Source organism: Pseudomonas sp. CFSAN084952 (assembly GCF_009648855.1).
GTDB classification, from domain to species: Bacteria; Pseudomonadota; Gammaproteobacteria; order Pseudomonadales; family Pseudomonadaceae; genus Aquipseudomonas; species Aquipseudomonas paracarnis.
Genome location: NZ_CP045767.1, coordinates 4,445,490 through 4,465,216 on the forward strand (window position 1 = coordinate 4,445,490; position 19,727 = coordinate 4,465,216).

The 19,727-nt window shown below is 60.9% G+C and carries 20 protein-coding genes; 8 read left to right on the plus strand and 12 right to left on the minus strand.

The window, feature by feature from the left end:
• Nucleotides 1-27: 27 nt before the first annotated feature.
• Complete coding sequence (gene kynU, locus GH769_RS20230) at nt 28-1,278, minus strand: kynureninase (RefSeq protein ID WP_032902513.1); 1,251 nt, start codon at nt 1,276-1,278, stop codon at nt 28-30.
• Between the two features lie 144 nt (nt 1,279-1,422).
• On the opposite strand from kynU, the gene GH769_RS20235 reads away from it, so the two are divergent.
• Nucleotides 1,423-1,896: an Lrp/AsnC family transcriptional regulator gene (locus tag GH769_RS20235; protein WP_003176072.1), complete on the plus strand. Its 474-nt coding sequence runs from the start codon at nt 1,423-1,425 to the stop codon at nt 1,894-1,896.
• Nucleotides 1,897-2,002: 106 nt separating this feature from the next.
• Here GH769_RS20235 and catA read toward each other — a convergent pair whose 3' ends face one another.
• Genes catA through GH769_RS20250 form a run of 3 tightly spaced genes read right to left on the minus strand, consistent with a single transcriptional unit; the run spans nt 2,003 to nt 4,402 of the window.
• Nucleotides 2,003-2,932 carry a catechol 1,2-dioxygenase gene (catA, locus tag GH769_RS20240; protein WP_020302514.1) on the minus strand — a complete coding sequence of 310 codons (930 nt, stop codon included), beginning with the start codon at nt 2,930-2,932 and terminating at the stop codon, nt 2,003-2,005.
• Nucleotides 2,933-2,971: 39 nt separating this feature from the next.
• Entirely contained in the window at nt 2,972-3,262 is a 291-nt protein-coding gene (catC, locus tag GH769_RS20245; protein WP_014719906.1) for a muconolactone Delta-isomerase, read from the minus strand.
• Between the two features lie 12 nt (nt 3,263-3,274).
• Entirely contained in the window at nt 3,275-4,402 is a 1,128-nt protein-coding gene (locus tag GH769_RS20250) for a muconate cycloisomerase family protein (protein WP_032902512.1), read from the minus strand.
• 114 nt (nt 4,403-4,516) lie between these two features.
• Here GH769_RS20250 and GH769_RS20255 point away from each other — a divergent pair, with 114 nt between their 5' ends.
• On the plus strand, nt 4,517-5,392 hold the full coding sequence (locus tag GH769_RS20255; protein ID WP_032902511.1) for a LysR family transcriptional regulator: 876 nt from the start codon (nt 4,517-4,519) through the stop codon (nt 5,390-5,392).
• A gap of 133 nt (nt 5,393-5,525) precedes the next feature.
• On the opposite strand, the gene GH769_RS20260 is transcribed toward GH769_RS20255, so the two are convergent.
• Nucleotides 5,526-6,518, minus strand: coding sequence for an AraC family transcriptional regulator (locus tag GH769_RS20260; protein WP_032902544.1), 993 nt, complete (start codon nt 6,516-6,518; stop codon nt 5,526-5,528).
• Nucleotides 6,519-6,829: 311 nt separating this feature from the next.
• Between GH769_RS20260 and antA the strand changes: the two genes are divergently transcribed.
• The 4 genes from antA to GH769_RS20280 all read left to right on the plus strand — a co-directional run bounded on the left by antA (nt 6,830) and on the right by GH769_RS20280 (nt 11,320).
• Nucleotides 6,830-8,221 (plus strand): anthranilate 1,2-dioxygenase large subunit, encoded by a 1,392-nt coding sequence (gene antA, locus GH769_RS20265; RefSeq protein ID WP_032902510.1) that lies wholly within the window; start codon nt 6,830-6,832, stop codon nt 8,219-8,221.
• Entirely contained in the window at nt 8,221-8,712 is a 492-nt protein-coding gene (gene antB, locus GH769_RS20270) for an anthranilate 1,2-dioxygenase small subunit (RefSeq protein WP_032902508.1), read from the plus strand. Before antA ends, antB begins: the two co-directional genes overlap by 1 nt.
• A 128-nt stretch (nt 8,713-8,840) precedes the next feature.
• Nucleotides 8,841-9,848: an anthranilate 1,2-dioxygenase electron transfer component AntC gene (antC, locus tag GH769_RS20275; RefSeq protein ID WP_032902506.1), complete on the plus strand. Its 1,008-nt coding sequence runs from the start codon at nt 8,841-8,843 to the stop codon at nt 9,846-9,848.
• A gap of 71 nt (nt 9,849-9,919) precedes the next feature.
• A complete protein-coding gene (locus GH769_RS20280) occupies nt 9,920-11,320 on the plus strand; it encodes an amino acid permease (protein WP_003194112.1) in 1,401 nt (466 codons plus the stop codon).
• Nucleotides 11,321-11,480: 160 nt separating this feature from the next.
• Here the strand turns inward: GH769_RS20280 and kynA are convergent, their stop codons facing one another.
• Entirely contained in the window at nt 11,481-12,338 is an 858-nt protein-coding gene (gene kynA, locus GH769_RS20285; RefSeq protein ID WP_020302520.1) for a tryptophan 2,3-dioxygenase, read from the minus strand.
• Nucleotides 12,335-12,985, minus strand: coding sequence for an arylformamidase (kynB, locus tag GH769_RS20290; RefSeq protein WP_020302521.1), 651 nt, complete (start codon nt 12,983-12,985; stop codon nt 12,335-12,337). The genes kynA and kynB overlap by 4 nt, the downstream gene beginning before the upstream one ends.
• A 364-nt stretch (nt 12,986-13,349) precedes the next feature.
• Between kynB and GH769_RS20295 the strand changes: the two genes are divergently transcribed.
• Entirely contained in the window at nt 13,350-13,694 is a 345-nt protein-coding gene (locus GH769_RS20295; protein ID WP_019817873.1) for a cupin domain-containing protein, read from the plus strand.
• Nucleotides 13,695-13,741: 47 nt separating this feature from the next.
• On the opposite strand, the gene mmsB is transcribed toward GH769_RS20295, so the two are convergent.
• Entirely contained in the window at nt 13,742-14,629 is an 888-nt protein-coding gene (gene mmsB / locus GH769_RS20300; RefSeq protein ID WP_020302522.1) for a 3-hydroxyisobutyrate dehydrogenase, read from the minus strand.
• A 15-nt stretch (nt 14,630-14,644) separates the two neighbouring features.
• Entirely contained in the window at nt 14,645-16,162 is a 1,518-nt protein-coding gene (locus GH769_RS20305) for a CoA-acylating methylmalonate-semialdehyde dehydrogenase (RefSeq protein ID WP_014719917.1), read from the minus strand.
• Between the two features lie 133 nt (nt 16,163-16,295).
• Between GH769_RS20305 and GH769_RS20310 the strand changes: the two genes are divergently transcribed.
• A complete protein-coding gene (locus GH769_RS20310; RefSeq protein ID WP_014719918.1) occupies nt 16,296-17,243 on the plus strand; it encodes a LysR family transcriptional regulator in 948 nt (315 codons plus the stop codon).
• Between the two features lie 127 nt (nt 17,244-17,370).
• On the opposite strand, the gene GH769_RS20315 is transcribed toward GH769_RS20310, so the two are convergent.
• The 3 genes from GH769_RS20315 to GH769_RS20325 are packed head-to-tail and all read right to left on the minus strand — an operon-like array spanning nt 17,371 to nt 19,690.
• Nucleotides 17,371-17,859 (minus strand): OmpA family protein, encoded by a 489-nt coding sequence (locus tag GH769_RS20315; protein WP_014719919.1) that lies wholly within the window; start codon nt 17,857-17,859, stop codon nt 17,371-17,373.
• A 5-nt stretch (nt 17,860-17,864) separates the two neighbouring features.
• Nucleotides 17,865-19,127, minus strand: a complete 1,263-nt coding sequence (locus GH769_RS20320) for a diguanylate cyclase domain-containing protein (protein ID WP_020302524.1) — start codon at nt 19,125-19,127, stop codon at nt 17,865-17,867.
• Nucleotides 19,124-19,690 carry a YfiR family protein gene (locus tag GH769_RS20325; protein ID WP_014719921.1) on the minus strand — a complete coding sequence of 189 codons (567 nt, stop codon included), beginning with the start codon at nt 19,688-19,690 and terminating at the stop codon, nt 19,124-19,126. Before GH769_RS20325 ends, GH769_RS20320 begins: the two co-directional genes overlap by 4 nt.
• Nucleotides 19,691-19,727: the final 37 nt, after the last annotated feature.

The following is a 19,727-nucleotide window of genomic DNA, read 5'->3' on the forward strand; positions in this document are numbered from 1 at the left end:
AGCTCCCACATTTGATCTGTGTTGCTCTTAAGTAACGCTGTTGCGGACTTTGAATTGCGGCTGGTCCCAGGTGGCGTTGTCGAGAATTTCACCGAGAATTTCCACGGCGTCCCACACCTCGGTAAAGCTGCTATACAACGGCGTGAAGCCAAAACGCATGATCCGCGGTTCACGGTAATCGCCGATCACGCCTCGGGCGATCAAGGCCTGGATCACCGCGTAACCTTCGGGGTGTTCAAAGCTGACGTGGCTGCCGCGCCGGGTGTGTTCACGCGGGGTTATCAGTTCCAGGCCATGGGCGGCGCAACGGCTTTCGACCAACGCAATAAACAGGTCGGTCAAGGCCAGGGATTTGCGGCGCAGGCGCGCCATGTCGGTCTGGGCAAAAATATCCAGGCCGCATTCCACCATGGCCAGCGAGGTAATCGGTTGGGTACCGCAGAGGTAGCGGGCAATGCCGGCGCTGGGGGCGTAGGTGGACTCCATGGCGAACTGGCGGGTATGCCCGAACCAACCCGACAACGGCTGGCGCACCACATCCACCAACGCCGGGTTGACCCACACAAACGCCTGGGAGCCCGGGCCGCCGTTGAGGTATTTGTAGGTGCAGCCAATCGCATAATCCGCGCCGGCATGGTGCAGATCGACAGGCACCGCGCCCGCCGAATGCGCCAGGTCCCAGATGCTCAGCGCGCCGCACTCGTGGCTCAGTGCGGTCAGCGCCGCCATGTCGTACATATAGCCGGTCTTGTAGTTGACGTGGGTGAGCATCACCACCGCCACGTCCGCATCAATGGCCTGGGGCAGTTCGGCCGGGCTGTTCACCAGGCGCAGGGAATAGCCTTGTTGCAGCAATTCGGCCAAGCCTTCGGCGATGTACAAGTCGGTGGGAAAGTTGCTCGCTTCGCTGACGATGACCTTGCGCGCAGGTGTACGTTGGCGCTGCACACTCAAGGCGGCGCTGAGCACTTTGAACAGGTTGATCGAGGTGGTGTCGGTGATCACTACCTCGCCGTCACGCGCACCAATCAATGGCGCCAGGCGATTGCCCAGGCGCTGGGACAACTGCGCCCAGCCAGCGCTGTTCCAGCTACGAATCAAGCCGTTGCCCCACTCCTCGGCGATCACCTGTTGTGCGCGTTCCAGCGCCGCCACCGGGCGAGCGCCGAGGGAGTTGCCGTCGAGGTAGATCACGCCCTCGGGCAAGGCGAATTGGGCACGCAGGGGGGCCAAAGGGTCCTGTGCGTCGAGGGCTTGGCAATGGCTTCGAGTGGTCATGGGTCGTCCTGGTTTTTATAGGTGAGGATGGACCAAATAATGAACGAACTTTTAGAGAATTTTCGTGCAAAGTGGTGGGTAAACGGCTATTTAAGCTGTAGGAAATTCGAATTTAACCTCCAAATACGCGGATATCTTCCAAGCATGATTCTCGACGCCACCGACCTGCGCCTCCTGCATTTCCTGCAACAGGATGGCCGCATCAGCAACCAGGAATTGGCGGAAAAAGTCGCGCTGTCGCCGTCTGCATGCCTGCGCCGTTTGCGCCTGCTGGAGAGCGAGGGAATCATCAGCGGCTACCGCGCGGTATTGAACGCCGAGCAGTTGGGGATCGAGCTGGAAGCCATCGTGCACCTGTCGTTGCGCCAGGATGTGGAGGACTGGCATGAGACGTTCATCAAGAAGGTGCAAGGCTGGCCGGAGGTGGCGAGCGCCTATGTGATCACCGGCGCCAGCAACTATGTGCTGCGGGTGCAGGCGCGCAACCTCAAGCACTTTTCGGACTTTATCGTGAACCACCTGAACCGCACGGCGGGGGTGATGGATATCCGTTCGGAGATCGTGCTGCAGAAGATCAAGGACCGGGATGAGGTGTTGGACCTGGTCGTGCGCAAATAACACAAACACCCCAAAACCAATGTGGGAGCTGGCTTGCCTGCGATAGCGGTAGTGAATGTTCCACCGCTATCGCAGGCAAGCCAGCTCCCACAGTTGACCGAGTTGATCAGTCTTCCAGAGCACGCACTCGTTGCATGCGCTGCTGTTCTATTGGCGCATCCGCCACCTGCAACTCAAAGTCAAAATCAATCTGCGCAAACCGTCCTTGCACGCCAAATTCCCGCGCCAGTTGCGGATCGTCGCTGAAGCGGATCTCGGCAATCAGTTCATCGCGGGTGGCATAGGCGAAGTCATCGTGCAGGTACGGGTCATCCGACAGGTTGATCTGCGTGGTCAGGTGCCGGTGCCCAGGCGCCGAAATGAAGAAGTGGATATGCGCCGGCCGTTGCCCGTGGCGCCCCAATTGGTCGAGCAACTGTTGCGTCGGCCCGCTCGGCGGGCAACCGTAGCCCGAAGGTACGATGCTGCGAAAACGGTAGTTGCCCTGGGCGTCGGTCTCGATACGGCGACGCAGGTTGAATTCAGATTGATTCGGGTCGAACCACGAGTAAGTGCCGCCGGTATTGGCCTGCCACACATCGACAATCGCCCCCGCCAATGGCTTGCCTGCGGTATCGCGCACTTGCCCGCGCATGAACAACGGCACCGCGTCGTCCTGACCATCATCCAGCCGTGCTTCGTATTGGGACAGCGGCGCGCCGGCCACATACAACGGGCCTTCGATGGTGCGCGGTGTACCGCCGGACTTGCCTGCCTGCTCATCGGCGGCGTCCATCAACAGGTCCAGATAATGCTCCAGGCCCAGGCCGGCAGCGAGCAGACCGGCCTCCTGGTTTTTGCCCAGTTCATTGAGGTAGTTGACCGCCTTCCAGAATTCTTCCGGGGTCACTTCCAGGTCTTCGATGATGTTCACGGTGTCGCGCAGGATCCGGTAAATCAGCGCCTTGGTACGTGGGTTGCCCGCGTCATTGAGGTTGCCGCTGGCTTCTTCGAGAAACTGTTGGGCGTGGGCAGTCTGGGACAGGCGGATGGACATGGTGCATTCCTCATCTTGTAGTTATAGGTGCAAGCCGGCTCAGCGGTCGTCCGCATGGATCGACGACGGATGGCGGCACAGCGCGTTCACTTCGATGGCCATGTAGGGGAACAACGGCAGTTGCATCAGCAGGTCGTGCAGGTCCTGGACGCTGTCGACATCGAACACGCTGTAGTTGGCGTAATGCCCGGCGATGCGCCACAGGTGGCGCCATTTGCCCTCTTGTTGCAGGCGCTGCGCCAAGGCTTTCTCCTCGGCCTTGAGGCTGGCGGCACGCTCGGGGTGCATATCGAGGGGCAGGTTCACGGTCATTTTTACGTGGAACAACATGGCAGAGGCCTCTTAGTGTTTGTCACGGCGAAAGAACGCCAGGCGCTCTTCATCGAGCGTCAGACCCAGGCCCGGCGCAGTGGACACATGCAGCTGGAAATCGCGGTACACCGGTGGCTCGGTGAGGATGTCTTCGGTGAGCAACAGCGGGCCGAACAATTCGGTGCCCCACGCCAGGGTGTTCAGCGTGAGAAAGGCATGGGCCGAGGCCAGGGTGCCAATGCCGCCTTCGAGCATGGTGCCGCCGTACAGGCCGATGCCAGCCGCTTCGGCAATCGCCGCCGTGCGCAATACAGCGCGAGGGCCACCGTTCTTGGCGATCTTGAGGGCGAACACCGTGGCCGCGCCTTCACGGGCCAGGTTAAAGGCGTCTTCCACACATTCGATAGATTCATCGGCCATGATCGGCACCGGGCTCGACAGGTTGAGCCGGGCCATGCCGCCACGGTTGTTGCGCGAGATCGGTTGTTCGATCAGATCGATACCGTGGTCGCCGAGCACCTTGCATCCCCGCAGGGCCACGGCCTCATCCCAGGCCTGGTTGACGTCGACGCGCACACTGGCGCGCTCGCCCAGGGCTTTCTTGATTGCGATCACATGGGCCAGGTCGCGGCTGACTTCACCGGCGCCAATCTTCAATTTGAAGAGGCGGTGACGGCGCAGGTCGAGCATTTTCTCGGCCTCGTTGATGTCCTGTTCGGTATTACCGCTGGCCAGGGTCCAGGCCACCGGCAACGCATCACGCACACGCCCGCCCAGCAGCTCGCTGACCGGCAGCCCGAGGCGTTTGCCGAGCGCGTCGAGCAAGGCGCTTTCGATACCGGACTTGGCAAAGGTGTTGCCGCGAATACTGCGTTCCAGGCGCAACATGGCCGCATTGACGTTGCTCGCGTCCTGACCGATCAATAGCGGCGCAAAGTGGCGGTCGATATTGATTTTGATGCTGTCGGGGCTTTCATTGCCGTAGCTCAGGCCGCCAATGGTGGTGGCTTCGCCGATGCCCTCAATGCCGTCGGCACAACGCAGGCGGATGATCACCAGGGTCTGGTTTTGCATGGTGTGCATCGCCAGCTTGTGCGGGCGAATGGTGGGCAGATCAACAATAAGCGTGTCGATCGATTCGATGGCGCAAATCGGCATGGCAATACCCGTTGGGTTCTTTATAGATTTGCGTCGATTCTGTGCCGCATTTTTTTGGGGTTCCAATATAGAATTGGTCTGGTGCGATACCCTCAAGGTATGAAAGGAGTCGATATGGAACTGCGTCACTTGCGCTATTTCCAGGTGCTGGGCGAAACCTTTAACTTCACCCGGGCTGCCGAACGCCTGCACATCGCCCAGCCGCCCTTGAGCCGGCAGATCCAGCAGTTGGAGGATGAACTGGGGGTGGTGCTGCTGGAGCGCAGTCGGCCTTTGCGCCTGACCGAAGCCGGGCGTTTTTTCTATGAGCACGCCAATGTACTGCTCGAACAACTGGACAAGGTCTGCGACACCACTCGGCGCATCGGCCAAGGCGAGAAAACCTGGCTGGGCATCGCCTTTGCGCCGTCGACCTTGTATGGCGTGCTGCCGGAGCTGATTCGGCGCCTGCGCACCCACGACGCCCTGGAGCTGGAGCTGGGTTTGTCGGAAATGACCACCTTGCAGCAGGTCGAAGCGCTCAAGGCTGGCCGCATTGACGTGGGCTTCGGGCGTATTCGCATCGACGACCCGGCCATTGTCCAGCGCGTACTGGTGGAAGACCGCCTGGTGGCGGTGCTGCCCAGCGGTCACCCGTTGCTGGGCGCTCCGGCCACCCTCGCCCAGTTGGCTGCCGAACCCTTCGTGCTCTACCCCGGCAACCCGCGCCCCAGCTATGCCGACCATGTGATCGCGCTGTTCGACGCCCATGGCTTGAGCGTGAAGGTGGCGCAGTGGACCAACGAATTGCAGACCGCTATCGGCCTGGTGGGCGCCGGTATGGGCGTGACGCTGGTGCCGGCGTCGGTGCAGGTGCTGCATCGGGCGGATATTGGCTATACGCCGGTGGTGGAGGCGACGGCGAGTTCGCCGATCATCCTCAGCCGGCGGGTGAATGACCGGTCGCCGGGGCTGACTCATTGCCTGCAACTGGTTGAGGAGTTGATCTGAGATTCTCCAGGCACCCCATACTCCATGTGGGAGCTGGCTTGCCTGCGATGGCGGCGGATCAGTTGGCATCGTGTTGGTCGGCCGGCCGCTATCGCAGGCAAGCCAGCTCCCACCTGTTGATCCTCACCCGAGTTCAAGTAATGCGCAGGCGCTTGCGTTGCAATGTCTGGCTGGGCGACTCATCGAACAGCTTGCGGTATTCCGCCGAAAACCGCCCCAGGTGCGTAAACCCCCAGCCCAGGGCGATTTCAGAAATAGTGCGCATTGAGCCCTGCTCCAGAATTTCCTGGCGCACCGCCCCCAGCCGATGCTTCTTCAGATACGCCATGGGCGACAGTGCGAAGTACTTGCGAAACGCATCGAACAGTTTGAACCGCGACACGCCCGCCGCCGCTTCCAGGTCTTCCAGGTGCAGCACTTCACGGGCGTTGTCGTGGATGAATTGCCGCGCACGGATCAAGTAGTGCGGCAGTTTTACCCCCAACACGTCGCGCAACTCTTCAGAGTAGTTATTCGGTTGGGCCAGGATCAGCCCCTTGATCAGCGAGCTTTCCAGGTCACGGGTAAACGCCGCCTGCTCGTACAACTCGCTGCTGCATTCCAGTTCGGCGATGAAGTATCGCGCCATGCGCCACCACGAGGCCGGTGCTCCGTCCACAGCATCCATCACCGACTCAAACCGCAGCGGTGCATCGATGGGCCGTTGCAGCAAACCTTCCAGTGACTCGCTCATCGCCGCGCGGGTGATCACCACCTGCAACTTGCGGCAGTCACCGGAAATCGCCAGCACCTGATGCTCATTGGGTGAAATGATCACGCCCTGGTCGCGGTTGGAACTGAGGCGCTCACCGTTCTTGCTCAGCTCCTGCTCGCCCACCAGCGGCAGGCTCAAGCTGTAGCTGCGAAAGTGCTCGGCGTCTTCGATGTCGATGGTCACATCGGTACCGTATTCGATCACGCCCAGGGTGGTGGCGCGGGACTTGAACACGTTGGCGCTGTGGTGAAAGCGCAGGCGATCGGGGGTGGCCGTCGCCAGGCGATGGGGCCCGCAGATGCCGGACATCCAGCTGCGCGCGCCTTCCAGGTCGAAGCGTTGAATATGAATATCGCGTGTCTGGCTACTCATCAGGGTGCACCCACGGCGGTTAGGCATTTGCGCGCTCTGGCGGCGCGTCGTTGAACCTCGACAGCAAGTTCCAGGCCACGCCAGCAGCGTGGCCACTGGGTGGATAGTAACGGTCGACTATGTGGATAAATCCCAGGGCTTTACGACCATCGCCCACCATCACAGTAGCGCATGCCGTCACCTGCGCGCACCGCCATGGGTATTTGCTGCCCAACTTTGCGGCCTGCGTTCCCCCATTAAGCGGATAGCCCGCCACCGCATCGCAGCCGCTTAATGGCTCACCGTTTAGCCATGATCAAAAGGTGCCTCCCATGAGTGGTGCAAGAACCGTCGAGCAGTGGAAATCCTTTATCGAAAGTTGCCTGGACTTTCGCCCGGCGGATGAAGTGTTCCGCATCGCCCGCGACATGTTCACCGAGCCCGAGCTGTTCGACCTGGAGATGGAACTGATCTTCGAGAAGAACTGGATCTACGCCTGCCACGAAAGCGAACTGGCCCATAACCACGACTTCGTGACGATGCGCGCCGGGCGCCAGCCGATGATCATCACCCGCGACGGCGAAGGCCGGCTCAACGCGCTGATCAACGCCTGCCAGCATCGCGGCACTACCCTCACCCGCGTGGGCAAGGGCAATCAATCCACCTTCACCTGCCCGTTCCACGCCTGGTGCTACAAGAGCGATGGCCGACTGGTGAAGGTCAAGGCGCCGGGGGAATACCCGGAAGGTTTCGACAAGGCCACCCGCGGCCTGAAAAAAGCGCGCATCGACAGCTACAAGGGCTTTGTGTTTATCAGCCTGGACGTGAACGGCACCGACAGCCTGGAAGATTTCCTCGGCGACGCCAACGTGTTCTTCGACATGATGGTGGCGCAATCGGCCACCGGAGAGTTGGAGGTGCTTGCGGGCAAGTCTGCCTACACCTACGACGGCAACTGGAAGCTGCAAAACGAAAACGGCCTGGACGGTTATCACGTCAGCACCGTGCACTACAACTACGTGGCCACCGTGCAGCATCGCCAGCAGGTCAACACCGAGAACGGCGCAGGTTCCAGCACGACGCTGGACTACAGCAAGCTCGGCGCCGGCGACGCAAATACCGACGACGGCTGGTTCGCCTTCAACAATGGCCACAGTGTGTTGTTCAGCGACATGCCCAACCCCAGCGTGCGCTCCGGCTACGCCACCATCATGCCGCGCCTGGTAGAAGAACACGGCCAGCAGAAGGCCGAGTGGATGATGCACCGCCTGCGCAACCTGAATATCTACCCCAGCCTGTTCTTTCTCGACCAGATCAGCTCGCAGTTGCGCATCATCCGCCCGGTGGCCTGGAACAAGACCGAGATCATCAGCCAGTGCCTGGGGGTCAAGGGTGAGTCCGACGCCGACCGCGAAAACCGGATTCGCCAGTTCGAGGACTTCTTCAACGTCTCGGGCATGGGCACGCCGGATGACCTGGTGGAGTTTCGCGAAGCCCAGCGCGGTTTCCAGGGCCGCCTGGAGCGCTGGAGCGATATCTCACGAGGCAGCCATCGCTGGGAGACTGGGCCGACGCCCAACAGCGAAGCCATTGGCATCCAACCAGCCATGACCGGCACCGAGTTCACCCACGAAGGTTTGTACGTCAACCAACATCGCAACTGGCAGCAGTTCCTGCTCCAGGGCCTGGAGCGACAAGCGCTGACACTGCGGGAGGTGAAGTGATGAATGCGCAATTGCAGTACCAGATCGAGCAGTTTTTCTACCGCAAATCCGAACTGTGCGACGCCCAGGACTGGGATGCCTACGTGCAGTTGTTCGACCCGCAGAGCGAATTCCACCTGCCGCAATGGGATTCCGAACACGTCTACACCCAAGACCCCAAGCGCGAGATGTCGTTGATCTACTACGCCAACCGCTCGGGCCTGGAGGACCGTGTGTTCCGCCTGCGCACCGGCAAAGCCGCCTCTGCCACGCCGATGCCGCGCACCTTGCACCTGATCAATAACGTACGCATTGCCGAACAAAGTGACGGCACCTTGGAGGTGCGCTTGAACTGGCACACGCTGTTTTATCGGCTGGCTACTTCCGAGCAGTTCTATGGGCACGCAACCTATCGCCTCAAGCCCGAGGGCGAAAGCTGGCTGATCACGCGCAAGCACGCCCTGCTGCTCAACGACACCATCAACTCGGTGCTGGATTTCTATCACCTTTAAAACCAGCCCCCCTGTGGCGAGGGAGCTTGCTCCCGCTGGAGTGCGCAGCGCTCCCAGTTTTTTGGGGCAGCTTCGCAGCCCAGCGGGAGCAAGCTCCCTCGCCACAGGGGCACGCGTGGAGTTCATCAATGAATCACAAAGTGGCCTTCAGCTTTGCCGATGGCAAGACCCTGTTCTTCCCGGTGGGCGCCCATGAAATCCTGTTGGACGCGGCCCTGCGCAACGGCATCAAGATCCCGCTCGATTGCCGCGAAGGTGTGTGCGGCACCTGCCAGGGGCGTTGCGAATCCGGTGAGTACACCCAGGACTACGTCGACGAGGAAGCGCTCTCCAGCCTCGACCTGCAACAGAGCAAGATGCTCAGTTGCCAGACTCGGGTGAAGTCCGACGCCACCTTTTATTTCGACTTTGATTCGAGCCTGTGCAACGCCCCCGGGCCCGTGCAGGTACGCGGCACGGTGAGCGCGGTGCAGCAGGTCTCGACCAGCACCGCCATCTTGCAGGTGCAACTGGACCAGCCACTGGATTTTTTGCCGGGCCAATATGCGCGTCTGTCAGTGCCCGGCACCGATAGCTGGCGCTCCTACTCCTTCGCCAACCGGCCGGGTAATCAGTTGCAGTTCCTGGTACGCCTGCTGCCCGACGGAGTCATGAGCAACTACCTGCGTGAACGCTGCCAGGTAGGTGATGAAATGCTGATGGAGGCGCCCTTGGGTGCGTTTTATCTGCGGCACGTCACCCAACCGCTGGTACTGGTGGCGGGCGGCACCGGGTTGTCGGCGTTGTTGGGCATGCTCGATGAGCTGGTCGTCAACGGCTGCACACAACCTGTGCACCTGTACTACGGCGTGCGCGGCGCCGAAGACTTATGTGAAGCGGCACGTATCCAAGCCTACGCGACGAAAATCCCGAACTTTCGCTACACCGAAGTGCTGAGCGACGCCTCAGCCGAGTGGACGGGCAAACGCGGCTACCTGACCGAACATTTCGACCTGGCCGAATTGCGGGACAGATCGGCGGATATGTACGTGTGCGGCCCCCCTCCAATGGTCGAATCCATCCAACAATGGCTGGCGGATCAGACACTTGATGGCGTTCAGCTGTATTACGAAAAGTTTACGCAGAGTAATATCTGACCCTCAGCAGTTCTGAGGGGCCGATGCGGCGTGCAATCACCCTTGAGAAAAACAAGTAGAAGGGAATGTTAATGGCGGATGACATGGTTAACCCGGTGGGCCTCAAGCGAGGCCTGAAGAACCGGCACATTCAGCTGATCGCCTTGGGAGGTGCGATTGGTACAGGCTTGTTCCTCGGCTCGGCCGGGGTACTCAAGTCGGCGGGGCCGTCGATGATCCTGGGCTATGCGGTGGCCGGGTTTATCGCGTTCCTGATCATGCGCCAGCTCGGCGAGATGATCGTCGAAGAGCCGGTGGCCGGTTCCTTCAGCCACTTCGCACATAAATACTGGGGCGGTTACGCAGGCTTCCTGGCGGGCTGGAACTATTGGGTGCTCTACGTGCTGGTGGGCATGGCCGAACTGACGGCCGTCGGCAAGTACATCCAGTTCTGGTGGCCGGAGATTCCAACCTGGGTCAGCGCGCTGGTGTTCTTCGTCGCCGTGAACCTGATCAACACTCTGAACGTGAAGTTCTTCGGTGAAGCCGAATTCTGGTTTGCGATCATCAAGGTGGTGGCGATTGTCGGCATGATCGTGCTCGGCTGCTACCTGCTGTTCAGCGGCACCGGCGGCCCGCAAGCCTCGGTCAGCAACCTGTGGAGCCACGGTGGGTTCTTCCCCAATGGTGGCATGGGGCTGTTGATGTCGATGGCCTTTATCATGTTCTCGTTCGGTGGCCTGGAGCTGGTCGGCATCACCGCCGCCGAAGCCAGCGAACCACGCAAGGTGATCCCCAAAGCGATCAACCAGGTGGTGTACCGCATTCTGATTTTCTATGTCGGTGCGCTGACCGTGCTGTTGTCGCTGTACCCGTGGGATCAACTGCTGCAAACCCTCGGCGCGTCGGGCGATGCCTACAGCGGCAGCCCGTTTGTGCAGATCTTCTCGCTGATCGGCAACGACACCGCCGCCCACATCCTCAACTTCGTGGTGCTGACCGCGGCGTTGTCGGTGTACAACAGCGGCGTGTACTGCAACAGCCGCATGCTGTTCGGCCTGGCCGAACAAGGGGATGCGCCCAAGGCGCTGATGAAGCTCAACAAGCAAGGCGTGCCGCTACGGGCGTTGGCGATTTCGGCGTTGGTGACGATGCTGTGCGTGGTGGTCAACTACGTCGCGCCGCACAGTGCGCTGGAGTTGCTGTTTGCCCTGGTGGTCGCGTCGCTGATGATCAACTGGGCATTGATCAGCCTGACCCATATCAAGTTCCGCAAGGCCATGGGCGAGCAAGGCGTGACGCCGTCGTTCAAGACCTTCTGGTTCCCGTTCAGCAACTACCTGTGCCTGGCGTTCATGGTGATGATCATTGGCGTGATGCTGGCGATTCCGGGGATTCGCGAGTCGGTGTATGCGATGCCGGTGTGGGTGGGGATTATCTACATCGCCTATCGGTTTCGGATCAGAAGCGGGAAGGTTGCCGTAACCCAGTAACCCCTGTGGGAGCGGGCTTGCCCGCGATTGCGGCGTGTCAGCCAATGGATGAGCCGACTGATACACCGCCATCGCAGCGATGCGGCGACCCGACAAGCCAGCTCCCACAATTGACTGTATTTCACCTAGAAAAAAGCCCCGGTAATCCGGGGCTTTTTTATTAGAGCGTGGAACGTACTCGCCAGAGTTCAGGGAACAGTACCGTGTCGAGCATCTTGCGCAGGTACCCCACGCCTTCAGTACCACCAGTACCCGGCTGAAAGCCGATGATGCGCTCCACCGTGGTGACATGCCGGAAGCGCCACTGGCGGAACGAGTCCTCCAGGTCGATAAATTTCTCGGCCAATTGATACAAGTCCCAGTAGCGATTCGGGTCGCGATACACCTCGCGCCACGCCGCTTCCACCGATTCATCGTGCACCGTGGCCGCCGTCGGGTCGCGTTCGGCGCGCTGAGGGTCAACCGCCAGCCCTGCCTTGATCATCAGGTTCACCGCCTCGTCATACAACGACGGCGTGGCAATCGCCACCTGCAATTGCTGCAGCAACTCCGGGCGATGGGCATGGGGCCGCAGCAGCGCCGGGCTTTTGTTGCCGAGGATGAATTCGATCTCGCGGTACTGAAACGACTGGAACCCCGACGACTGCCCCAGGAACGGGCGAATCGCCTTGTATTCCGACGGGGTCATGGTCGCCAGCACCGCCCAGGCGTGCACCAGTTGATCGAAGATCCGCGACACCCGCGCCAGCATCTTGAACGCCGGTGGCAGCTCACCCAGGCGCACATGTTCGCGGGCGGCCTTGAGTTCGTGCAGCATCAATTTCATCCACAGCTCCGAGGTCTGGTGCTGGATGATGAAGAGCATTTCGTTGTGATCCGGCGACAGCGGGTGCTGGGCGCTGAGGACTTTGCCCAGGTCCAGGTAATCGCCATAGCTCATGGACTCGGAAAAATTCAGTTCGGCGTTATGCCATTCTTCCGGCGGTTGGTAATCAGCTGAAAAAGGACATTGGCTCATCGCGTGGGCTCCTTGAGCGGGCGGAGAATGGCGCGCACGGGGCTCGCGTCCAGGTTGGCGAAGCGCAGCGGCAGCGCGATCAGTTCATAGTCGCCCTCCGGTACGTCATCGAGCACGATGCCTTCGAGGATCGCCATGCCATGGCGCGCCACGGCGTTGTGGGAATCCATGGTCTTGGATTGTTGCGGGTCCAGGGACGGTGTATCGATACCGATCAGGCGCACCCCCAGGCTGGCCAGCAGCTCAATGGTCTGGGGGGCGATGGCGGTGAAGTTCGAATCCCAGTCGGTAAGTGGCGCTTGTGGATAAGTGCGCAGCAGCACGCGCTCCGGCAGGTTATCCACACGCCCTTGCAACTGATGGGGCTGCACCAGAGCGCCGCTGCCCAGGCAATGCAATACCCGGCACGGGCCCATGTACACATCCAGCGATACCTCGCCAATCGGCGCCCCATCGGCGCTGTAATGCAGCGGCGCATCCACATGGGCACCGGTGTGCGGCGACAGGGTGACGCGCCCCACATTTACCGGACACTCCGGGCCGAACTGCCACACGCGCTCTTCCTGGAACGGTGTATCGCCCGGCCAGGTCGGGGTGGCCGTGCTCAAGGGCGGGCTGATATCCCACCACGTTTTTATTGGTTTCATTGCAAGGCTCTCACGGGGTACTGGGGTGAATGATACGAGGGCCAGCTCTGAATTTTCTTGCGAATTCTGGCGCGCCACGGAAAATATTTCGCAGTTACTGCGAGGAAACAGCGGTTTGATGCACAGATCTGTCGCTCAGATACACCAAGACCTCCTGTGGGAGCCGGGCTTGCCCGCGATAGCGGAGTGTCAGGCAATGGAGATGCTTGTTGTGCCAGCGTCATCGCGGGCAAGCCCGGCTCCCACAGGGGACTGCGGTGTTCAGGTGACTGCGCTTCTGGGCATCCCAATGTCGAGTTCAGACCACTGGCGCAACGCCCGAGGCCTTAGGGTTGAGCTTTCCCTTCCCTGCCTCGGAGTCATCATGACCAAGCCCATCACCGTACTACGCGACACCCACCCACTGCCGGTCCTGGATGCCTGCAAATGGGAAAAGCTCGAAGGCGACCCGCACACTGTCAACCTCAACGCCTACACCAGCGAAGACGGCAGCAAGATCATGGGCACCTGGATCTGCACACCGGGCAAGTGGTACGTGGAATACGTGAAGTGGGAATACTGCCATTTCCAGGAAGGCTACTGCGTGATCACGCCTGAAGGCATGGAGCCGATCCACTTGCGGGCTGGGGATATCTTTGTGGTGGAACCGGGGATGAAAGGAACGTGGGAAGTGGTCGAGACGGTGCGTAAGTATTTTGTGTTTGCCTGACCCAGCAAAAGCTGTGGCGAGGGAGCTTGCTCCCTCGCCACAGGTTTTTATTTGGGCTTGCGATAGCTGTTGATGATCGCCGAGAAGTCCTTGCCCCCTTCCCCACGCTGGCTCATCGATTGATACAGCTGCTGGGCCACTGCGCCGAGGATCACCGGCTGGTGCACCTGGCGTGCAGCTTCGGTGGCCAGGCCTAAATCCTTGAGCATCAGGTCGGCACCAAAACCACCGGTATAGCCACGCGATGATGGCGCGGTCTCGATCACGCCTGGCCAAGGATTGTAGGTATCGGAACTCCAGCAGCGCCCCGTGGAGCTGTTGATGATGCCGGCCAGCACTTGTGTATCAATGCCAAGTGCATCGCCCAGGGCCATGGCTTCACTGACGCCGACCATGCTGATACCCAGCAGCAGGTTGTTGCAGATCTTGGCGATTTGCCCAGTGCCGACATCGCCGCAGTGCACGATATTGCGGCCCATCTGCGCCAGCACCGGTTGCAGGGTGGCGAACAGTTCCGGGTTGGCGCCAACCATAAAGGTCAGCGTCCCGGCCTGGGCACCGCCGGTACCACCGGAGACCGGCGCATCGGCCACGTCCACGCCTTGTTTGGCTGCCGCAGCCGCTACTTCACGGATGGTTTGCGGGTCAATGGTGCTGCAATCCACGGCGGGGATGCCTTTGCCGATGCCGGCGAGTACACCGTCTTCATTCAGCCACACGCTGCGCACGTGGGCGGCGGCCGGCAGCATGGTAATCACCAGTTCGGCGCCCTGGGCCGCATCACGCGGCGAGCTGCTGATGGTGCCGCCCAGTTCGGCGAGTTCCTTGAGTACCGCCTGGTTCAGGTCGAACAGGTTAAGCGCGTGCCCAGCCTTGATCAGGTTGCGGGCCATGGGCGCACCCATGTTGCCCAAGCCGATAAATGCAATCTTCATGATCGTCTCCCAGGTTCAGCGCAGGTTAATGGTGGTGTTGACGCCATCGTTGACCGTGTCATCGTCGAACCAGCGGCTGGTGACGGTTTTGGTCTGAGTGTAGAACTGCACCACTTGCTTGCCGTAAGGGCCCAGGTCGCCGAGCTTGGAACCGCGGGAGCCGGTGAAGCTGAAGAACGGCACTGGCACCGGGATGGGGATGTTGATGCCGACCTGGCCCACATCGATTTCGCTCTGGAATTTACGCGCCGCCGCACCGCTCTGGGTGAACAGACCTGTGCCGTTGCCGAACGGGTTGGCGTTGACCAGGGCGATGGCTTGATCGAGGGTGTCGACTTCCAGCACCACCAGCACCGGGCCGAAGATTTCCTCGGTGTAGATGCGCATGTCGGTGGTCACGCCCGAAAAAAGAGTCGGGCCGACAAAGTTACCTTGTTCGAAGCCCGGCACCTTGATATCGCGGCCATCCAGCTCCAGCTTGGCGCCTTCTTTCACGCCGCTTTCGATCAGTTCAAGGATGCGTGCCTTGGCGCGCTTGGAAATCACCGGGCCGACATCCGTGCCGGCTTCGCTGCCTGCATTGACCTTGAGCTTTTGTGCCAACGCCTTGAGATCTGGCAGCCACTGCTTGGCCGCACCCACCAGCACCACCACCGAGGTGGCCATGCAACGCTGGCCCGCCGCGCCGAAACCGGCGCCGACCAGGGCGTTGAGGGTGTGCTCGCGGTTGGCATCCGGCAGCACCACCGCGTGGTTCTTGGCGCCCATCATCGATTGGACGCGTTTGCCGTGCTTGCCTGCCAGGTCATAGACATGGGTGCCGACGGCCGTCGAGCCGACGAAGGACACCGCCTTGATGTCTTTGTGGGTGCACAGTGCATCCACCACGCTCTTGCCGCCGTGCACCACGTTGAGCACGCCCGCCGGTACGCCGGCTTCCAGCGCCAGCTCCACCAGGAGCATGGTCGACAACGGGTCTTGCTCGGAAGGCTTGAGTACGAAGGTGTTACCGCAGGCAATCGCCATCGGGAACATCCACAGCGGAATCATCGCCGGGAAGTTGAACGGGGTGATGCCGGCGCATACGCCGATAGGCTGGCGCAGGGTGTAGGTATCCACGCCGCCGGCCACGTTCTCGGCGAACTCGCCCATTTGCAGGGTGCCGATGGAACAGGCGTGTTCGACCACTTCCAGTCCACGGAAAATATCGCCCTCGGCATCGGCAATGGTCTTGCCCTGCTCGGCGCTGAGGACTACAGCAATGCGCTTGGAATGTTCGCGGATCAAGGCTTGCAGCTTGAGCATGATGCGCATGCGCGCGCCGATCGGTGTCAGCTTCCAGGTCTGGAAAGCGCGATGGGCAGCGTCAATGGCGGCGTTGACTTCATCGGCAGTGGCGAACGGGACTTTGGCCAGCACTTGCTGAGTGGCCGGGTTGACGATGTCTTGCCACTCGGTGGTTTTGGACTCGACCCACTCGCCGTTGATCAGCAACTTGACCTGTTGCACGGAAATATCGGCAGATGCGTTCATATGGTCTCCAGAATCTTGTCGTTATGCAGAGAACCAAGGCGTTGAATCGCCTTGAAGAATGAGGCGTTCGGACTGTTTTTGGAGTATAGATGTGCAAATCTCTAATAAGAACGTACATAAAAGCCGGTCCAATATGCAAAAAAACATCACCTCCCTGGGCGCCCTGAACTGGGATGACCTGAAGTTTTTCCTCGAAGTGGCGCGCACCCGCAAGGCCAGCGTGGCCGCCAAGCGCCTGGCGGTGGACTACACCACCGTGTCGCGACGCATCAGTTCACTGGAAGTGTCCCTCGGCACGCTGCTGTTCGAAAAATCCCGGACCAACGGCTTCGTGCTCACCAGCGAAGGCCAGCGGTTGCTGGGTTATGCCGAATCCATCGAAAGCACACTGCACATGGCCTGCGAACAGGTGTCCGGGTCCGGCGTGGCACTGTCGGGCCATGTGCGCATGGGTTGCACCGAAGGCTTCGGCAGCTTCTTCGTCACCCCGCAACTGAGCCATTTCGTCGACACTTATCCCGCGATCTCGGTGGACATCCTGCCCCTGCCCCACTTCATCAGCCTGTCCAAGCGCGAAGCCGACATCGTCATCGCCCTGGAACGCCCGGAACACGGACCGTATGTGTGCTGCAAACTGTGCGACTACAAACTGCAGCTGTACGCCACCCAGGACTACCTCGACCAACACCCGCCGATTCGCACACCTGCGGACTTGGCCGAGCATCCATTTATCAGCTACGTGGATGACCTGGCGTTCAGCTCGGAGCTGCTGTACCTGGCCAACGTCGTGCCCGGCGCCAGCGCGAGTTTGCGCAGCACCAGCGTGATCGCGCAGTACGTGGCGGCGCAGCAAGGCCGGTCGATGGCGATATTGCCGTGCTTTCTGGCAGCGCAGGACCCGCGGTTGTTGCCGGTGCTGGGGGAGCAGATCGCGATTACGCGACAGTTCTGGATGTATTGCCGGGAGGATTTGAGGAAGTTGAAGCGGATTACGTTGTTGTGGGATTACATCCGGGAAGTGACGGAGCAGAATCAGGGGTTGTTGATGGGGGAGACGCGGGAGATCAGGTTTGCAGACTGAATGTGGGAGCTGGCTTGCCTGCGATAGCGGTGCATCAGCAAAAGCTATATCTACCGATCAACCGCCATCGCAGGCAAGCCAGCTCCCACATATTGAATGCATTTCAGCTGGGGGAAGCAGAACCCGCTTAGTCTGCGATTACTACAATTGACACCCGGCGATTCTCGGTGCGGCCTGCTGTGGTCGTATTCGGCGCCACCGGCTCGCTGCTGCCCAGGCCGCGCAGTTGGATGTTTTCTTCTTTCATGCCCACGCGGGTCAGCACCTTGCCCACGCTTTTGGCGCGGCGCAGGGACAGGGCCACGTTGTAGGGTTCTTTGCCGGAGGCGTCGGTGTGGCCGTCGACACGCACACGCTCGATACCCGCGCCTACCAGGGCCTGGCCGATGCGTTCGACGATGTCGGTGCTGGGTTTGTTGAGGGTTTCGACGTCACTGCCAAACAGCACTTTGCCGGACAGGCCGAAGGCCCAGCCTTCATCGGTCAGCTCGAAGCCTTGTTGTTTGAGCACGGCGACTTGCGCCGGGGTCAGGCCTTTGGGTGGCGTCTGGCAGCCGCTGAGGGCCAGGAAAGCGACGAGTAAAGAAACAAATAAAATGCGTGTGTTAGCGAACAAGGGAATCAACTCCTGTGTTGAACGTTGACGACGGGATGCTCCGACTCCGCCGTTTGCTGGCCGCCCGAGGACAATCGTTTGGCCTGGTACATCGCCGCGTCGGCGGCGTTGAGCAAGGTGCCGGGAGTGGCGCCATGCTCGGGATAAATGGCAATACCGATGCTGAGGGAGGTCAACACCTGGGTATCACCTGGCAGGGGGATCGGCATGTCCATGCTGGCAATGATTTTGTCGGCGATGCGATGGGCGTCTTCGGCCTTGTGCAGGGGCGCCAGTAATACCGCGAATTCATCACCGCCCAGGCGCGCCACCAGGTCGTCCTCGCGCAGTTGCGCCCGCACGCGGTCGGCAACGGCCACCAGCACGGCATCGCCAGCGGCATGACCGAAGCTGTCGTTGATGTCTTTGAAGCGGTCGCTGTCGAGGAACAACACCGCCACCCGCTCGTTGACCTTGGCGGCGCTGCGCAAGGCGCGGATCAGCCGGCCTTCGAAGAACGCGCGGTTGGGCAGGCCGGTGAGGCTGTCGTGGCTGGCCTGGTGGGCCAGGGTTTCGTTTTCGCTTTGCAGGTGGCTTTGCCAAGCCTCCATCTCACCGAGCAGGGCATTGAAGTCGCTGCCCAGGCTGTCGAGCTCGGCGATCTGCGCCGAGGGTACGCGGCGGTCGAAGTCTCGTTCGCTGCGGGCGGCGTGGGCGACGGCGGCCAGGCGTTGCAATGGCACGGTGATGCCATTCAATAGACGCCGCGACAGGTGCAATGCCACCCAGGCGCTGAGCGCTGTGCAGATCAAAATCCCGACCAGACCGCTGAGCAAAAAGCGCAACAGGCTGCCACCGTGGCCGACCAGGTGGATGCTGCCGACAGTTTGCCCCTGGCGCAGAATCGGCTGGCTGATGGGCTGTTCGAGCAGGGCGTGCGCTATTTGCAGCTCGACCCGTGACAACATGCCGGTTTCCGGGCGAACCCAGCGCGCCAGCAGCTTGCCGTTGATATCAAATACTTCTGCCTGGGCCACTTCTTCGGTGGAGGCAATCAGGCTCAGGGCTTCGGTGGCCGCCGCGCTATCGTTGAACACCACGGCCGCTTCCACGGTGTAGTTGATGGAGCGGGCGATCAGGTGCAGGTTGTGCTCGGCGTAAACCCGCAGGGCCAGCACGCCGAGCAGGGTCAGGGAAACACTGGCCAGGGTCACCGCTACCAGCGCCAGGATCATATGCCCGCGGGCAATCACCGAACGCAGGGTCGGCCGCACTTTATCGCGGCTCATGAGCCAGGCGCTCGACGGCGAGACAACTGCAACACACTGGGATGGATACGCACGCCGCTGCGGGCGACGGAATCCAGATTGACCTCGAATGACACCTGCTCATCGCTGACCCGCAGGCAGAACAGGCTGCCCACCGTGCATTGGTCGCCCCCTTCGCTGATGCTGAGCACAGGGTGACCAATCAACGAAGTAAACAGGCGGTTGCGTTCGTCAGGCGTGATTTTGCCGATGTAGATGGCGTCGCAGGCATTGACGATATCCGGATGATCGACCAGCAGGCGCCGCACCCGCACCGGACGACCGGTGGCCTGGGTAGTGCCTTTGACCAGGTCATCGGTGTACTGAGTCGGCCCGACAATGCACAGCCGCAATTGCGCAGGCTCCACCGGCCACCGCGCGTAGCTGAGAATACCCAGCACGACCTGGGTGACCGCCTGGGCGCGCTGCTCGGCGAGGCTGGGCGTCTGCGCCCATACCTGCGGCGCGAGCAGGCACAGAACCGCCACCCGCAACATGCGTCTCCAGCTCAAACTGCGCTCTGTGGGCGAGACAGCCACGTTCATGCAGCACTTCTCTCAGGTATTTTCCAGGGTGATGCCG

Coding starts and splice junctions, on each gene's coding strand:
- kynU (WP_032902513.1), bottom strand. CDS start 1,278: ATGACCACTCGAAGCCATTGCCAAGCCCTCGACGCACAGGACCCTTTG.
- GH769_RS20235 (WP_003176072.1), top strand. CDS start 1,423: ATGATTCTCGACGCCACCGACCTGCGCCTCCTGCATTTCCTGCAACAG.
- catA (WP_020302514.1), bottom strand. CDS start 2,932: ATGTCCATCCGCCTGTCCCAGACTGCCCACGCCCAACAGTTTCTCGAA.
- catC (WP_014719906.1), bottom strand. CDS start 3,262: ATGTTGTTCCACGTAAAAATGACCGTGAACCTGCCCCTCGATATGCAC.
- GH769_RS20250 (WP_032902512.1), bottom strand. CDS start 4,402: ATGCCGATTTGCGCCATCGAATCGATCGACACGCTTATTGTTGATCTG.
- GH769_RS20255 (WP_032902511.1), top strand. CDS start 4,517: ATGGAACTGCGTCACTTGCGCTATTTCCAGGTGCTGGGCGAAACCTTT.
- GH769_RS20260 (WP_032902544.1), bottom strand. CDS start 6,518: ATGAGTAGCCAGACACGCGATATTCATATTCAACGCTTCGACCTGGAA.
- antA (WP_032902510.1), top strand. CDS start 6,830: ATGAGTGGTGCAAGAACCGTCGAGCAGTGGAAATCCTTTATCGAAAGT.
- antB (WP_032902508.1), top strand. CDS start 8,221: ATGAATGCGCAATTGCAGTACCAGATCGAGCAGTTTTTCTACCGCAAA.
- antC (WP_032902506.1), top strand. CDS start 8,841: ATGAATCACAAAGTGGCCTTCAGCTTTGCCGATGGCAAGACCCTGTTC.
- GH769_RS20280 (WP_003194112.1), top strand. CDS start 9,920: ATGGCGGATGACATGGTTAACCCGGTGGGCCTCAAGCGAGGCCTGAAG.
- kynA (WP_020302520.1), bottom strand. CDS start 12,338: ATGAGCCAATGTCCTTTTTCAGCTGATTACCAACCGCCGGAAGAATGG.
- kynB (WP_020302521.1), bottom strand. CDS start 12,985: ATGAAACCAATAAAAACGTGGTGGGATATCAGCCCGCCCTTGAGCACG.
- GH769_RS20295 (WP_019817873.1), top strand. CDS start 13,350: ATGACCAAGCCCATCACCGTACTACGCGACACCCACCCACTGCCGGTC.
- mmsB (WP_020302522.1), bottom strand. CDS start 14,629: ATGAAGATTGCATTTATCGGCTTGGGCAACATGGGTGCGCCCATGGCC.
- GH769_RS20305 (WP_014719917.1), bottom strand. CDS start 16,162: ATGAACGCATCTGCCGATATTTCCGTGCAACAGGTCAAGTTGCTGATC.
- GH769_RS20310 (WP_014719918.1), top strand. CDS start 16,296: ATGCAAAAAAACATCACCTCCCTGGGCGCCCTGAACTGGGATGACCTG.
- GH769_RS20320 (WP_020302524.1), bottom strand. CDS start 19,127: ATGAGCCGCGATAAAGTGCGGCCGACCCTGCGTTCGGTGATTGCCCGC.
- GH769_RS20325 (WP_014719921.1), bottom strand. CDS start 19,690: ATGAACGTGGCTGTCTCGCCCACAGAGCGCAGTTTGAGCTGGAGACGC.